The 16,393-nt window shown below is 63.0% G+C and carries 12 protein-coding genes; 11 read left to right on the plus strand and 1 reads right to left on the minus strand.

All coding sequences use genetic code 11. From position 1 onward, the window contains the following. Positions 1-329 precede the first annotated feature (329 nt). The 4 genes from AC1ATL_RS04180 (at position 330) to AC1ATL_RS04195 (ending at position 2,459) form a co-directional block, all read left to right on the plus strand. Entirely contained in the window at positions 330-1,097 is a 768-nt protein-coding gene (locus AC1ATL_RS04180) for a hypothetical protein (RefSeq protein WP_476568709.1), read from the plus strand. Between the two features lie 96 nt (positions 1,098-1,193). Beyond that, positions 1,194-1,673 (plus strand): hypothetical protein, encoded by a 480-nt coding sequence (locus AC1ATL_RS04185; protein WP_476568711.1) that lies wholly within the window; start codon positions 1,194-1,196, stop codon positions 1,671-1,673. Between the two features lie 123 nt (positions 1,674-1,796). Beyond that, positions 1,797-2,117 (plus strand): hypothetical protein, encoded by a 321-nt coding sequence (locus AC1ATL_RS04190; RefSeq protein ID WP_204442768.1) that lies wholly within the window; start codon positions 1,797-1,799, stop codon positions 2,115-2,117. Between the two features lie 36 nt (positions 2,118-2,153). Then, entirely contained in the window at positions 2,154-2,459 is a 306-nt protein-coding gene (locus AC1ATL_RS04195; RefSeq protein ID WP_204442767.1) for a hypothetical protein, read from the plus strand. Positions 2,460-2,532: 73 nt separating this feature from the next. Here the strand turns inward: AC1ATL_RS04195 and AC1ATL_RS04200 are convergent, their stop codons facing one another. Further along, positions 2,533-5,310 (minus strand): N-6 DNA methylase, encoded by a 2,778-nt coding sequence (locus AC1ATL_RS04200; protein ID WP_476568713.1) that lies wholly within the window; start codon positions 5,308-5,310, stop codon positions 2,533-2,535. 703 nt (positions 5,311-6,013) lie between these two features. Here AC1ATL_RS04200 and AC1ATL_RS04205 point away from each other — a divergent pair. The 7 genes from AC1ATL_RS04205 (at position 6,014) to AC1ATL_RS04235 (ending at position 16,374) form a co-directional block, all read left to right on the plus strand. Further along, positions 6,014-6,982, plus strand: a complete 969-nt coding sequence (locus AC1ATL_RS04205; RefSeq protein ID WP_476568715.1) for a hypothetical protein — start codon at positions 6,014-6,016, stop codon at positions 6,980-6,982. A gap of 221 nt (positions 6,983-7,203) precedes the next feature. Beyond that, positions 7,204-11,508 carry an LPXTG cell wall anchor domain-containing protein gene (locus AC1ATL_RS04210; RefSeq protein ID WP_476568717.1) on the plus strand — a complete coding sequence of 1,435 codons (4,305 nt, stop codon included), beginning with the start codon at positions 7,204-7,206 and terminating at the stop codon, positions 11,506-11,508. A gap of 140 nt (positions 11,509-11,648) precedes the next feature. After that, positions 11,649-12,755, plus strand: a complete 1,107-nt coding sequence (locus AC1ATL_RS04215; protein ID WP_476568719.1) for a hypothetical protein — start codon at positions 11,649-11,651, stop codon at positions 12,753-12,755. Positions 12,756-12,786: 31 nt separating this feature from the next. Beyond that, positions 12,787-13,671: a hypothetical protein gene (locus AC1ATL_RS04220; RefSeq protein WP_476568721.1), complete on the plus strand. Its 885-nt coding sequence runs from the start codon at positions 12,787-12,789 to the stop codon at positions 13,669-13,671. Between the two features lie 280 nt (positions 13,672-13,951). Then, positions 13,952-14,116: a hypothetical protein gene (locus AC1ATL_RS04225; protein WP_204442758.1), complete on the plus strand. Its 165-nt coding sequence runs from the start codon at positions 13,952-13,954 to the stop codon at positions 14,114-14,116. Between the two features lie 175 nt (positions 14,117-14,291). Beyond that, positions 14,292-14,540 (plus strand): hypothetical protein, encoded by a 249-nt coding sequence (locus AC1ATL_RS04230; RefSeq protein WP_476568723.1) that lies wholly within the window; start codon positions 14,292-14,294, stop codon positions 14,538-14,540. 103 nt (positions 14,541-14,643) lie between these two features. Beyond that, on the plus strand, positions 14,644-16,374 hold the full coding sequence (locus tag AC1ATL_RS04235) for an ATP-binding protein (protein ID WP_476568725.1): 1,731 nt from the start codon (positions 14,644-14,646) through the stop codon (positions 16,372-16,374). Positions 16,375-16,393 lie beyond the last annotated feature (19 nt).

A 16,393-nucleotide genomic window follows, 5' to 3' on the forward strand; every position in this document is an offset into this window, starting at 1 on the left:
GGGCGTGGCGGGAACCTGTTCCCCTGGGTTCCCGCCACGCTTTTTCCACGCCTTTTCCGGTATCGGCCGTTATCGGACGGTGTCCACGTGGTGGTATCGACGGCGATGTCCGGCTTGTCTCCCCCTACCCTCTGGGGTTCTCCTCCGGCGTCACCGTCCTGCCGTGAGGCAGTGATGAACGAACCCGCCGGAAAAGGGAACATCCCCTTTCCATCCCTGCCGGCGGGGATGGTCATCCGTCGGACTTTTATGGCTCGTGGTCCTTCTCTCCATTTTGAAACGGGCGGTTCGACGGATGGCCTTCGTCTTTTTTCGAGGAGGTCATTCCCATGATCCATGACAACGGGAACGTTCATGATGGTGTGGGTCCCGACTGGAATCCGTTCGCGCGGGACGACGGCGATAATGAGGATGATATCGGTTGGGATGACGGCAGCGGAGACCATGCCGGTCGGATGCCTTTGTCCAGGAAAGGCGTCGTCATCCTCGCCGTCTGCACGCTCGTGGTCGCGGTCGTGAGCATCGGCCTGGTCATCACGGAGTCGAACATGAGCGTCCACCGGCACCAGCTCGCCTCGGCCTGCGAGAACGCGGTCATGGAGATGGGCCAGGCGCGTGAACGGTTGAACGAACACGTGGATGCCAGGTTCAAAAGCATCGACACCCGGTCGTTGACCGCACGGCAGAAACGTGAATACGAATCATTGCGGCAGGTCGACAAAACCGTGTCCATCGACTGCGACGCTGGTCAGAGGAACAGCCGGCTCGAGGAGAACGCGCGCAAGGCGGAGCAGGAGGCGCGCGGGTATGCGAAACAGTCGAAGCGGGTCGACAGGTTCGCCCGCGCGTACGATCGGCGTGCGGCGAAACAGGCGGCCAGGGAGAACAAGGACCGGCTGGGCAAGGACATCGACGAGGCGCGGAGCCTGCTTGAACGGATCGACGGCATGGACTTGACGGTCCCGTACCTGCGTACCCGTCTCATGGATACCCTGTCCCAGGCCGAACAGGCCGTGAACGATACGGATGACTCGGAATCCGTCACGGCCACGTTGGAGGATCTGATGGGCCAGGTGCGCGAAAACGCAGGACTGTGAAGGAGAAAGGCCGGCGGCATCCATCGACTCGGAATGATCCTGGAACCAAGCCGATGGACCCTATCCCGACTGGTCGATTCCATTAGAATGAGCCTTATGATCGACATCCATGATTTTGAAGCATGCGAGCCATCCGGACAATTCTACGGTGGAAACGCCGGGCGGAAGATAGGACTTGTCTGGAAGGGCTGCGATTGGCTGGTGAAGTTCCCCGGCAAGGGCGCTCCCATCGCCCCCTTGAAGTACATCATGTCCGGTCAGGACGGGGAATGCACGAAGGCGTTGGATCGCTTCATGGAAAGATACGATCCACGTTCCTTCCATGATCTTCTCGACTCCATACCCTCCATGTCGCATGGTCTCACCGTCGCGCCGGAGGGTTTCCATGACTACCATCGCCGGGTCTGCGACTACCGGTACGAGCATGCGTTCGTGGAGGCGTGGCGGGGATTGCATCCCGCCGTGGGTTTCCCGTCCAGGCCGGAGCCATCCGAGCCCGAGACTCTTCCCGACCCTGATCCTTCCATCATGCCCTCGGCCTCCGATCCGACATGTTTCGATGGTCCGGGAATGTGACGTTATACGACGTGGTATCGATGCTCGAAAGACGTGGAATGGATGGGCCATCGGAAGACATGTCCTGAAAACAGGCTGTGGATGGTGCGGGCGAAGCGCCGGATGGTGGGAAGGAGACATTCAGTGAATTGGGTGAACCTGTTGAAAAGCCTTGTATGCGTGTTGAATCTCGTGGCGTGCGTCCGGCTGGTCGGACCATACATGATCCCGTCCGGTTCCCGTCGACGTTCGGAAGAACAACGGCGGCGCGATTCGGTGTGCCGGTTGGCCGGGTGGATCGGCGTGCTCGCCTACTCGTACGGGTTGGGTCATGGGCTCATGCGCGTACGGGATGGTTGGACCGGCACTGTTTCCGGCGTGGATGTGATTCTGCTGGTGGCGCAGGTCATGAATCTTCTGGTCTGGGCGTACCTGTTCGTCCGCACGCATGGCAGGAGCCTATGATATGGCCTTTAAGGGCCTGCGGAAGGAGGGATTGCGATGAGGTTCGAGGATCTTCCCGAGTCCGAGCGGGAGGCATTGTCCGCGTATGGATGCGAGGTCGCGGCCGAGATGGAGGCCATGGACGAGCCGGCGCCGGGTGATCCGACGCTCGACCCACGCTATGACCCGTCACGGGAACTGCGGCGGTTGGACTACCGGCGTCGACCGTGGGATCAAGGCGGTCGTCGCCGGTCGTGGAGCGCCATCGGACGTGCGCTCGGCGTCACCGCCGAAGCCGCGAGACGACGGTACGGCAAGCGTGCGGCCGCAGGTGTCCGACGGCGTGGAGGGCCGGAGATATGAGCCCTGTGTGGATTGGCCATAGGGCTCATATGCGTTTTTGCATGAATCCCAAAGGATCCATGAAAACCGGATTCTAGTTATCGCACAAGGATGTGGGCAGATCGATTTCCTTCTTAAGCAGGCCGTCGAGCTTCTGCTGGACGGCCAGCAGCAGGTCTTCGCACCTCTGTGCCTCATTGACCAGCTGGACCAGTCGTTTCTGTTCGGACTCCGCTGGAATGTCCAAGGTCACGTTGTCGAAGAAACCGGTCATGTTCCAGGTGCCGTTGTCCGAGTTCGACGCATAGGCCAGGAACTGCGACCTGTAGGCCAATGCCAGCCACCTCAGATCGACTTTGTATGGGCATCCGCTCCTGACCGACAGAATGTAGGCATCGTCATTGATGGTGTACCTGCCCTTCGGCAGGTATCGGGTGCTTCCGGCCTTGCCCTTGCGGATGACCAGCAGACCGTCCTTGTTCTCGAACACCTTCATCCGTTTTGTCCTGCCGTCTTTGGTGATGGGGCATGGCGTGATGTAGCCCATCGCGGTGTCCCCGGTGGTGGAGGCGGTCAGCACTTCGTACTTGTCGCCTTTGAGGAGGCTCATGCTGTAGATGAGTTCTTCGGTGAGGCCGCTGTTGCCGCTCATGCAGTCCAGAACGTCCTTCACGGGGATGCCGCGAGCCTGCCAGGCTCCGCCTTCATGGGGGGGGGTAATGGTTCCATGCTCGTCGGATGCGGCTATTTCAGCCAACGAATCCCGTATGTCGGCGAACTCCGAAGCGTATTCGTCCGGAGTGACGAAGAGCGGATCGTATGGTCGGAGGCGATGCTCCGGCAGAAGCGTGTAATACGGGTCGTCCTTGATGGTCTGGATGGGGATGTTGCCGCCTTTTCGTTCGGTCACATAGCTGCCTTTGTCCCCGAACCATGTCGTGCCTTGGGTCGTGCTGTCGTCGTAACGCGTGTCCCAGCGTTCCTCGAGTTGCGAGACATGTTCGTTCCCGTTTCTATCCACCCATGCCGAGACCTCGTTGTGAAGCCAGTTCTGGTTCTCGTCCCGCAGTCCGGTCGGATAACGTTTGTCCGAGTTGGCATAGCCGTCGTTGTCCACGATGTACATCCAGATGGGCGTCGTTTGGAATTTCCCGTTCTGGCGGCGACGGCTGCGGAGGTCTTCGTCCTTCTTGTTCTCGTCCTTTTCGCTCTCCGACGTGCCGACCCGGAACCGGTCGTAGCGTTTGCGGAGGAACAGCGCGTAGGTCTTTTCCTTGGTGTACGGCGCGAACGCGAACTTCGGCAGCGATATGACCGCCTGGATCTCGCAGGTGAGCATCAATTCCTCGCGGAAGCTTTTGAACGTGGGATTCTCCAGGACTCCGTCAGGAGTCACGATGCACGCCTTCCCGCCTATCTTCAGAAGGTCGATGACACGGCAGATGGCGGCGACCTCCATTCGCTTGCTGGTGACGAACACCGTATCGGCCGGAATGGTTCCCTGCCCGTAGGGAGGATTGGTGATGACGTAATCGTAGGAGTCGTCCATGAGTATTCTCTTCCCCTCGGCCTTGCGGGGAACGAGGGAGTCGTCGCTGTAGATGTGGTTGTGGCCATCGCCGACGAGGAACATGTTCAGTTTGGATCGAGAGGCGTTCTCGCTTCTCAGATCCACTCCGTAGAAGCATTTGCGGGACAGGAAGTCCCTTGCCTTGCCATCGTAGGTGCCGCTGTCCCTGTAGTTGCCGCGCAGCACCTTGTATGCTTCGGTGAGCATTCCTCCCGTACCGCAGAACGGGTCGATGATGGTGAACTCGCGGGCCTCGTCGTAGATGTCCCTGCCTTTGAGCAGCAGCTTGGCGAAGATGTGCGTGTAATGGCGGCGGGTGAAGTATTCGCCGAAATCCTTCTTCTCCTTGGAGTTGGCGAACGCCTCGTACACGGCGCCGAACAGGTCGAAGCCCGTGCCGTGCAGGGGTCTCATCGAGTCGATCACCCCGTAGACCTCTTTGAGCTGTTCGGGCTTGACCAGCGGGTTGACTCCGCGGATGCTGGATTCGACCACTTTCACGGGTTCGGAGAATTCCTTGAAGTCGGAGGCGTCATCGACGAGACGGCTGATGTAGGCCAGCATGTCGCCCGCGACCTGCGCTCCGGATTTCTCGCTTCTGGCCTTGGACCACCAGACGAGGTTTTCGTCGTAGGTGTTGTCCATGATGGCTTTTTCCTCATAGTATTCCATGGAGATCAAACCGATGGTGAAATCGATCTTCCTCATGTTGTTCTCGAAGTCGATGCCCCGGTAGATGTTCTTCAACTGCCAGAGCTTGGCGTTGAACACCGCTTCGCTGACCGCGGTCAGCGAATCCACACCCATGTCGATGTCGGTCGTGGCGTGGTTCTCGTCGGTCGCCCGCTTCATGATGCGCATGACGTCCATGGTCTGGAATTCCGTGATGGGGTTCCCGTTCAGGGAGAGCCGTTGCCCGTCGAGGTTGTAGAAGTATGTGATGGAGCAGTTCGTCACCGCGAAATACGCCAACCCAAGCTTGGGCGCTTTCTCTTGGCCTTGCCGGATGGCGTCCTTCCAGTCGGCGTCGCCCACTTTGCAGCTGATATCCTTGGCCTCGGCATAGCAGATGAGGTTGTTGATGAAATCCTCTTCGTTCCGCATGTCGCCGGGATTGTTCAGATAGGCGGCATTGGAAATGAGGATGTCCGGTCTCCGGGAATCCGTGTAACGGCTGAAGGCCGCGTCGTTGACGATGTTATGGGATGGAATGCCCAGTGTTTGCACCAACACTTCGTTGATGAGACGCTGGACGGAAAGCGCTTCCTTGCGTTGCCTCGATTTCCTGTTCCTGCCTGCCATGTCCTTCTCCTTGCGTTCGGTTCCGTCCGGCCGGTCCCATCCTCACATCGGACGGCGCCTTTCTCCGGCCTTGACAGAGCCATCTTATATGGAGTCGGCCGGTCCCTCTGCCTGGGTTTTCATAAGAATGGCGGGCTGCCGTTTCGCAAGCGGGATGGACGGTACGGCCGAGAACGTGCACGGATGGATTCGTCCATGGTCCGTGAATAGGATCGCATGGACCTTGAAACCCGACCCCGTTTTGGTCGTGGGCGGGGTTTCGGGTCCGGAACAGATGGCATGCTGCCGCAGGCGTCCGATGACGATGGCCGCGTCATCCGCGATAGCGGGACGTCTCGTCCAGCGGCTGGACCAGATGGCCGGAACGGGCCGAAGCCGTTCATCCTCCCTGACAAGGGGTGCGTCAAGTCACGCAGAAGACTGTAAAAAGACTTGCCGTCCGCTTCCGAAGGGGCGTTGGTTCGACGCCCCTTCTTTTTTCGCGGGAGGGTCGGGCTTGAACGTCGCCAAGGAGAAGGAGCGCATGCATGGCGTCCCGCGACTCCTGTTTTCCATCCACAACCGTTTCCCGGATTCCGAACTCCACGGGCGGACGTTCCTTCCGGGCCGCCAGACCGAAAACCCATGACTCTCCCCTGCCGATATTGTCAGGGGGTTATGTGGGTAGTATGAGCATATCGGAAAGACATCAAGGAGAACCATCATGGAAGAGAAGAACACTGTCCCGGCCGCCATCCCGCCGGCCGGCACGGACGACAATCCGGCCAGGAGGAACCGTAGGCCGGTCGTGATCGGCGTGGCCGCGGCGGCCGCCGTCGTATTGGCCGTGGGCGGCGTGTGCGCCCACCGGGCGTACGAGGGCCATCGGGTGTCGGTGGCGCGCCAGGCATGCCAGTCGGCCGTGGCGGACCAGTCGAAAGCCGTGAAAGCGTACGGGGCGCTGCTCGCCGCGGATGATACCGTGGCCGCGTTGAAAACGGACGCCAAGACCGTGAAGGATTTGAGGACCGTCGATGCGCTGTCCAGGGCGTCCAAGGCGGACCTGCCGGCCATGGCCGAGTGCGACGCGTCGAAGGCCGCCGACCTGGACGCGGCCGCCGCCAGGGCGTCCAAGGCGGCCAAGGACGTCAAGTCGGATACGAAGGCGTTGGAGGCGGCGGTCAAGGCGGTCGAAACGTCGAAGCTCGACAAGACCGTCGATGATGCGGACGCGTTGTACAAGGCGACGGACGGGAAGGTCCAGGACAATAAGACCCGCGAGGCGTTGGCGAAGGCCGTCAAGGCCCGCGACGCCGACGCGATCGCCAAGGCCGTGAAGGCGGTGGACGAGTCGAAGACGGCGAAGGAGAAGGCGGACGCCGAGGCCGCCGCGAAGGCGAAGGCCGAACAGGAGGCCCAGGCGCAGGCCGCCGCGGCGGCGGCGCAGGCGCAACAGCAGGCGCAGTCGTACACGTACACGCCGTCCTATTCGGGCGCCCGGTCGTCGGGTTCGGCGGGTGGCTACTCGTATTCCAACACGGGTTCGGGCTCGGCCGGCGTGTCCTCGGGTTCGGTGGGCTCCTCGTCCGGCGCATCGTCCGGTGGGTCCGGCTGGTCGGGGCCGGTCAGCGGCGGACACGGTGATCCAGGCGCCTGTAGCTTGGAGGATTGTTCCATCCCGATCCAGCATTAAGCCAGTCGGCTCCTTTTCTTCTTTCAGGGCCGTTCCGCGAACATCCGTGGGACGGCCTCTTTTCATGCCTCCGGCACCCCCGAGTCCATATCGTCCATTGTTCCGGGCCGTGCGCGTGAAGGACTCGGACGGTGAGCGAACGCGCGTTCCCACGGTCCCGTCCCCAGTCCGCATAGGCAGGGGGCGTATCTGCAGGCAGAATCTCTGAAAGGAGAGGAACATTGGGTTCCACCAATAACAAACGGAGGAAGGCGTTGGCGCTGCTGACGGCCGCGGCCACGTTGGCCGGCGGGCTGACCGCCGGCACCGCGTACGCCGGCGGCGAGGGCGGCAACAGGCCCGGCATCGACGGTGGCAGCGGCGCGGCCCTGCAATTCTGGCAGTACAAGGATTCGGCGGACGGTTCATGGGGTCCGGCGACCAAGATCGCCAGCGTGAGCGCGGCCATGGCCGCGGCGGGCGTGACGATGGACGATTCGGACGGCAAGGCCGCGGGAGCGTTGAAGGACGCGAACGACCGGTGCGAGGCTGGATTCAAGCAGCGCCATCCGGGCGAGGGCGACGGCGACTGCCGCGTCGTCGCGGTCGGCGCGGTCGCGGGCAACGGCACGACCACCAGCGTGTGGGACGGGTCCGGCCACTACAGCAAGAGCGTGTGGAAGGACAACTGGAACAAGTACGTCGCACCAGGTGACTACAACTACGCCGGATCTCGTCACTATAAGACCTCCACCGCGTTTGACGACGATCCGTCCATGAGCGTGGACAAGATCATGGAGAATTATATTTCCGACACGGCCAGCATCGTGGTCATCGCGCTCGACAAGTACCAGCCCGCGCCGCCGAACTACAAGCTGACCGTGACCACGCAGCAGCAGTCCGCGAAACTCGTGGACGGCAGCACCGACCCGGTCCACGACACCGTTAAGGCCGACAATGGCGGTAGCGGCATCAGCGAGAACCTGAACGCGACCGTGATCCTCAACTACGACGGGCATCCCGACGGATACCTGCCCTCCAAGAGCGCGTCCAAGACGTTCACCATGAAGAACAACGGCGACACGGACACCCCGGAGTTCAAGCCCTCCGACCTGGGCATGGACCACTGGCAGCACGGCAACTACTGGTTCGACATCAAGGTCGCCAAGCAGGGCGGCCTGTCCGACGCGGTCGACACGACCGACCGCGAGGCGTCCGAGACGATCACCGTGCCCGACACTCCGCCGACCCCGCCGAAGAAATCCATCGACAAGGGCACCAGCGCGTCCCGCATGGTCAACAGGACCGTCATCACGTCCGGCACCGGCAAGGGCGGCTGGGAGATGACGTTCAAGGACACCATCACCCCGAACGGCGTGAACTACGAGGTGTCCAACTACAAGCTCGTCGACAAGACCGACGGCAGGGACGTGAGCGGCGAGTTCACCGTCAACTGGGACAAGACCGCGAACACCGTCACCGCGGTGCGCACCGCCGACAAGGGCGAAATGCCTTTGGACCACGAGTACGAGTTCAGCTTCGATATCACCGTGAACAGGCCCGACTTCAGCAAGATCCACGACGAGGCCACGGTCTGGTGGAACAAGACCGAGCAGAAGACCGACGGCCATGACTTCCCGACCTGGCGTCCGAACCCGGACAAGAGCTGGATCATCAAGGGCGCGGACGGCAAGTGGTCAGCGGTCGTCGACCCGGAACGCACCAACCGTACCGGAGCCGACACCATGACGTTCCTCGACCACAGCGCCGTCGCGTCCGTGGTCAACGGCACCATCGCCGCGGACCTGGTCCAGGCTCCGACCAAGGTCGAACTGACCGACGACTGGGCCAAGGCCGACTACCTGTTCGACGCGACCAGCGACAAGAGCGAGATCCGCGTCTACCAGAAGGACGTCGCCACCGAACGGCAGACCAGCGCGAACGACATCGCCAACACCGGCAAGGACGTGACCGACCAGTTCGACATCACGCTCAACGGCACCACCGCGACCGCGACCGCCAAGGCCTCCTATCTGAAGACCCTCAAGGGCTTGAAGAGCGCACGCCAGATCACCATGCTCATCCCCGGCGAGACGAACTTCGCCAACGGCAAGGGCGCGGGCCAGGTCCGTGAGGACTTCAAGAAGGCCGCGGGCGACGAGCTCACGTTCTGCGACGACCCGTCCTCCGGCGTGAAGCTCACCAACTCCGGCGCGGAGACCGTCAACGACCACAGGATCGACACGAACGAGCCGTACATCTGCGGTTACGTGCCGCCGGTCAAGAAGGACGTCGTGTCCGAGGCCAGCCAGGGCGGCGATCAGGACAGCGTGCAGGGCAAGGTCGTGTTCCCCGGCCAGAAGGTCGAATACCAGCTGACCACCCAGCCGAAACTGCCCGAGAACCTCGCGTACGACGTGACCGACGTGGCCGTGACCGACACGTTCGACAAGTACCTCGAGCCGGACAAGCAGACCCTCGAGGTCCGCGACCTGTCGACCGGCAAGACCATCTCGAAGAAGCGGTACACGACCAAGTGGGACGACGAATCCCACGCCTTCCGTCTCGACTTCGATGACGAGTACGTGAAGGCGAACTGGGGCAAGGGCACGAACCCGAGCGTTCTGGTCCGCTTCGAGGGCACCGTCTCCAAGCAGGCGCCGACCGACCACAAGGTCGGCAACCAGTGGGGCCTGACCCTGAACAATTCGCTCACCCCGTCCAACAGGGTGTACAACACGCCGCCGGAACTCACCCCGAAGAAGGAGGACGTGTCCAGCAAGGACCGCACCGTCTCCATCGACGGCAGGACCCTCCTGCTCGGCGACACCGGCAGCTACGTCATCACCCTGGACGCTAAGAACATCTCCAAGGACTCCACCGCCTACAAGGTGCAGCGTCTCGGCATCGTCGACGACTTCGACGAGGAATACCTCGACATCGACGAGTCCAAGATCGAAGTGCTCGACTCCAAGGGCCAGGACGTGACCGGCAAGTTCAACGTCCAGATCAGGGATGGTGTCGCCTACATCTTCGCGAAGACCGTGGATACCGAGATTCCGGCGACCGGCGAGACCGTGAAGGGCGACCCGCAGCCGGCCGACCTCAAGGAATACTCCACCCGCACGCTCGACCCGCTCAAGGATCCGAGCATCGACCAGAACCTTCTCGGCCAGGAATACCAGGTCGTCATGCCGTACAAGGTCTCCAAGGTCGAGGACGGCTACACGGTCAAGAACAAGGCCATCCAGATCACCAACGACCTGACCCGGGAGACCAACGAGGTGTCCAACCCGTTGAAGCCGATCAACCCCGCCAAGGACGTGACCATCAAGGTCGCCGGCGACAGCATCGACGGCAAGAGCGTGTACCAGGGCCGCACGTTCCTGTACCAGCTCGACAGCTCCATCATCCCGGCCAACCGCGCCTACCCCGAGGTCGACCAGTGGAGGATCGTGGACCCGCTGAACACCGAGTTCGACCAGTACACCGGCCAGTGGGCGGTCTACGCCTCCCGCGACCTGTACAAGGACGGCCAGGTGCTCGCCGCGAAGGGCGACAAGCTCGCCGGCAACGGCTTCGACTCCACCACGTTCGGCGGCGACCTGTTCACCGCGGCCGCGGACGAGAACGGCCAGGTTACCATCGAGGCGACCGACCTGTACCGCGGTCTCGTGTCCGCGGACAACGAGCATGAGAACGGCTGGCGCGCGTACATCCAGTGCAAGCGCCTCAAGGTCGGCGAGAGGATCGAGAACCAGTTCACCGAATACTTCAACGACAAGGAACTGCCGTCCAACATCGTGTGGACCCGCACCCCGGACATGACCCCGTCGATCCACATCGAGAAGTACGACGTGGCCTCCGGCGAACAGGCCGGCGACCGCGACGATCCGAAGGACGCGTTGAAGATGCTCGGCGACAGCCAGGAGATCGCGTTCAAGATCACCAACACCAGCAAGGTCGACTCCTCGACCGGTGAGGGCGCGTACTACCTCGCCAAGGACCTCAAGATGATCGACAAGACCATCGCGGGCGAAGGCGACGTCGTGGACCTGAAGTATCCGGACAACTGGGACACCCTCGTCCTCAAGCCCGGCGACTCCACCATCATCACCGGCACCCTCAAGGGCGTGTCCATGGGCGGCAAGCACACCGACCGCGTGAAGGTCACCGGCACGCCACTCGTCGAATGCCCCGTCACCGACCAGCTCGGCGACCAGCAGCCCGCCGACGGCGATCAGACCGGTGACGGCCAGACCGCCACCGACGGCACGGCCGACGGTGATACGAAGACCGACGGCGACGCCGACGACACGACCGGCCTGAAGCAGGTCCAGGTCGGCGACAGGACCCTATGCGAGGACACCACCGTCGAATCCAACACCGACGACTGGAACGGCTACCGCGAGACCCTCGCCAAGACCGGCGCGACCATCGCGGGCATCCTGCTCGCCGTCATCGCGCTCGGCAGTGTCGGAGTGGCCCTCATGGGCGCACGCCGCAGGACCGCGGCCGGCACCCACGCCGCGCACTCCGGCAAGTGATCCCACCGATCCGGCATGACCGCCGGACCGGCTCATGACAGGAACGGGCGGACGGGCCAGGGAGGAACATCGAATCCTCCAGCCCGCCCGCCCGTCCTCATTTCCCACGACCAATCGAAAAAACACAAGGAACAACACCAATGAGAATCAGCAGACCAATGGCCGGCATGCTCGCCGCCATCACACTCGCCACGCCCGCCATCACGCTCACGGCACAGACCGCCCTCGCGGACGACGCCACCACGGCCACCACATCCACATCCACAGACGCGCCCACCAGCACGACGGACATTCCCGCCGACGTGCGCGACCTGCTCGACGCGTCCACGCTCACCATCAACGGCCAGCGGACCGACCTGGCCTCCATGATCCACGTGGACGGCAGCCACCGGTACGACGGGCGGGACTGGTACGGCCTCTCCTGGACGGGACCGGCCATCCCCGACAACGCGCGGCTCGAGACATCCGGCCGACTCCAATACGCACAGGACGACTGGACGATCCTGACCCTGGAAAACGACAAAACCAGGATCGACCTGGATCTGACCTGCGAACGCGACGGGAACCTCAACCGCTCCTTCTCCGCGAAGGGACTGGAAATCTCCGGTAACATGCTCTTCAAGGACGCGACTGGCCGAACCCTCATCAACGGCGGAACCATCACCAAGGGCGACGCGTACGTCATGTACGGCACGTTCGACGGGAAGGCCACGGACAAGTCCTCCTTCGTGAACGTCTCCCGGTACGACGGCCTGATCGTGAGCTACCACCATTCGGACGACGGATCGGCCGCATGCTACGACGTGACCGACCCGCATAGCGGCATGCGCGCCACGGTCCTGTTCGTCGCCTCCACGAAGGACGAGGTCACGAGCGGGGGCAAGGCCCTCATCGACGACCGGATCGACTCCCACACGCGTGACTTCGGCGGCGTCGACGTGCACGAGCTCACCGCTCCCACCGACAGGCCATCCATCCCTTCGACCCCATCCGACGGCGCGGACACGCCGGCCACTCCGGCCGCTCCATCCGGCGCGACCGGCACCGGCCAATCCACACCGTCGGCAGACACCGGAACAGCCGCGTCCACGGCGACGGCCGCGACGGCCCCCGCATCCGCGTCCGACGGCACCGGCCGGTCCGACACCCTCGCCACGACCGGCGTGGACGTTGAAAGCCTCATCGCCTGCATGACGGCCGTCGGCATCGCGGGACTCGCCATGGGCCTGCGCCGCGTCCGGCATTAGACGGGAACGCACCGAGACAGGGAGTGGACGCATGCTCGGCCGACAACAGGGGGCCGGACCCGCGTCCGCTCCCTGTCTTTCATTCCCACATACCCCCATTCTGGTATCCGGCATTATCTCTCCCGCTCCACGTGGGTATGGGGACGGGACCGAACGGTCTTGGTCCGATATTCCCCTCCCGGCTGGGACCGGGGATATCGGAACGGGCCGTACCGGATTCCGGGGACGCGTCCCCGCTGGGAGGAAGGCCCAGGCCGACAAGGCCCAGGCCGACGAGCGTGTCAGCATCCTGACCGACGCGGAGAACGCACTGTCCGCCGCCCAGAACGACCTCGACGCGAAGACCGAGGCGTACCGGCAGGCCGCCACGGCCCGCGATGACGCCGCCAAGCAGGTCGAACAGGCCAAGAGCGACGTCAAGAACGCCGAACAGGCGTTGACGGCCGCGAAGGCCAAGCTCGAACAGGCCCGGAAGGACGCGAAGGACACCGACGCGGTCAAGACGGCGCAGGCCGCCGTCGACAAGGCACAAGCCGACCTCGACGCCGCCAAGCAGGCGTTGGCGGACGCGCAGGCCAAGCTCGCCGACGCGAAGACCACGCAGGCGAAGGCCAAGAGCGACTACGACAAGGCGCAGGCCGCGCTGGCCGCCGCGATCAAAAACACGTCCGGCAAGACCGACGGCACCGGTTCGACCGGCGCCGTCTCCGGCCCACAGGTCGAGCAGACCGGCCTGAAGACCAGCGAGAAGGCCACGTCGGACGCCGCCGCCAAGGCCGACAAGGTCATGGCGTCCACCGGCGCCAACACGAACGGCATGCTCCTCGCGGCCGTGGCCCTCACCGGCATCGGCTGGACCGTGCTCGACATGAAGCGCCGCCGTATGGACGTGACCGCACGCCACGGCACGCGCTGACCCGATTCCCCCTCCAAACAAACAGGCGGCCGGAACAGGACGACGGAAACCCATACAAGGTTTCCCGACCCTGCTCCGGCCGTTTTTTCGTCCCTCATCCTCATATCCCATAACTTGCGTCCCGCATGTTTCCCGTCCAATGACGGTCGGGAACTGAAAAGGAAAGCTGTCCCCACACGGCCGCGCACCCTCACAATCACCCCCGTAACGGTATCGGACGGGGTGCATGTGGAAAGAACGGCACAGGGAACGAGAATCCCCGATGCAAGGAGGGAACACGATGGGCGTAATCATCATCATCGCCGTCTTCTGGCTCCTCGGCCTGCTGATGGCATGGAGCATGTGCGTCGGCGCGGCACGCGCCGACCGGAGTATGGAAGAAATCCGCCATACCCGCACGGACACGGATATCAGCCGGCCTGCCGACACCCGCCATGTGGAATAGCGGGGACGTCTCCCCGCCCGTCATCACCGTCGTCTTCCATATCAACGACGGCGGCACCGGCATGGGCACGCCAATCCCCCTGTCTGATATCGCAGTCATGTCATGTGGATTATCCGGGAACGGATTTCCTGTAAGAGATTTCGTTCCCGGACATGTCCGAATTTAGGGAGGATTTATGGCTGCAACTCTTTGCATCCTCGTGCTGATGGTCCTCGCCGCCTCATGCCTGTACGAGGCTGTCGTGTATCTGGCCGTCAAGCAGAAAAGCACCTTCGTGGGCCGTAGGACCAAGGACAAGGTGATCGCCATGGGACGTAAGGCCCGTCAAGGCAAGGCCACCCTGTTCATCGTGCTCGCCATCGTCTGCTTCGCGCTGATGATCGTGGCCGGCATCCTGATGGCCCACGCTGGTTACAGCGTGTGATCCGGAAGACCATCTCCCGTTTCACCAGCGGACGGCGTGTCCGGCCTGTCGCCGGCCGCCGTCCGCTTCATTTCCCTGCGTTTTTTGGTTTGGAGTGAGCAGCATGCCGGTCGAGGACACCGAAGACGAGTATTTGGACGATGACGTCCCGTCGGACGGGCGGGATGACACGGACCCGTTCGTCCCGTTGCTGGAGGACGACGGGCACAGGCTCGGCCGTCCGGCCCGCCGTGGCGTCGGCGTGGTGGGTTTCGTGCCCGCGCCGACCAGACTGTCCATTCCAGAACTCGATTGGCTCATGCGTGTGCGTGACGGCGCGGAACGCACGGTGCGTGTCCCCCGCCACCGGTATTCACGTTCCGACCGCGACGCGGTCGAGCAGGCGCGCCAACGCCTGTATTCGCTGGCGTCGAAGCAGGTCGAGCAGACGAAACGCCTGTACAAGGCCCGCCAGCGTGACGAGGAAGGCATGCTGCCGTTGGGCTCGGCCTCCCCGTTGGACATGATCACCAAGGATTTCGCCGAACGTCCCCTGATTCCATGGCATCAGACCAGCACGGGACGGGCTGGCGTGCTCACCACGTTCGTGGCCGGTTCCGGCGCCCAGTTGATTCCCGGACCGCCCATCGGCATCGACGCGCTCTCCCGCGAACTGTTCCAATTCGACTGCTGGGGCACGTACGACGCGCACATGACCACCAGCCCCGACCTGTTCTTCAGTGGCCTGCGCGGCCAGGGCAAAAGCTATTGCGCGAAGACCATCGCGGTCCGTGAGATCGGTTTCGGACGCAACATCATCGTCCAATCGGACCGGCAGGGCGAATGGAAGGCCATCGCCCAGGCCATTCCCGGCGGCCAGGTCGTCTCCCCCGGCAAAGGCAATTACCTGAACCCGTTCGCCATGCCCGACATGTCCCACCTCACATCCGAGGAGGATCGCCGCGCGTTGCGCCAGGAGGTCCTCTCGGGCAGGAAAAGCGCCATGATGGCCTTGGCCGAGGCCGTGAAGGAGCCGGACCGTCCGTTCCCGTTGGACAAGGACATGCTCTCCCTGATCGACCAGCTCATCGCCTCGTACGACACCGGCCCGATGACGTTGGAGAAGGCCGTGGCCCGTCTGTCCGACTGGGATTGGGTCGATGGCGTGTACCGGAACATCCATGGTTTCGAACATTACCGTGATCTCGCGCGCGAGAAGGCCAGCGAGGCCGCACGCGTGTTCTCCCCCATGGTCGAGGGAGGCACCATGAGCGGCATGTTCGACAAGGAGTCCACGATCACGTTGGATCCGGCCGCCCCGATCATCGTGTTCGACACGTCCGGTCCCGTGTTCCAGGATCCCACGTTGAAACGCGTGTACACCGCGGCGGTCAGTTCGTGGATCGACCGCCTGCTGCAGGCGCGTGACGGACTGCGCCGCATCATCGTGTGCGAGGAGGCGTGGGATCTGCTGTCGAACCCGCAATTGGTCGACTCGTTGCAGACCCGGCAGCGTTCCGCGGGCCATTGGGGGTGCGCCACATGGCTGATCGTGCATGGCGTCGCGGACATGACCCAGGTGTTCACCGCCGGTTCCGGACTGCGTGGCAAGGTCGAACAGCTGATGAATCTGATGGAGACCAAGATCATCTACCGTCAGGGCGGTGAGAACATCCCCCTGTTGAACCGTCTCATCCCCGATCTGAGCGAGGACGAGCTCGACCAGATCCCACGCCTGGGCCAGGGTTTCGGCATCTGGCGCATCGGACACGAGCATCCACGCCTGATCCGTCCCATCGCCGGGCCCATGTGGGCGGACGTGTTCGACACGTCGAGCCTGCGCAAGGCCTCCTGAACAATCCAATCGAAAGGAG

This window comes from Bifidobacterium sp. LH_743, assembly GCF_056355775.1.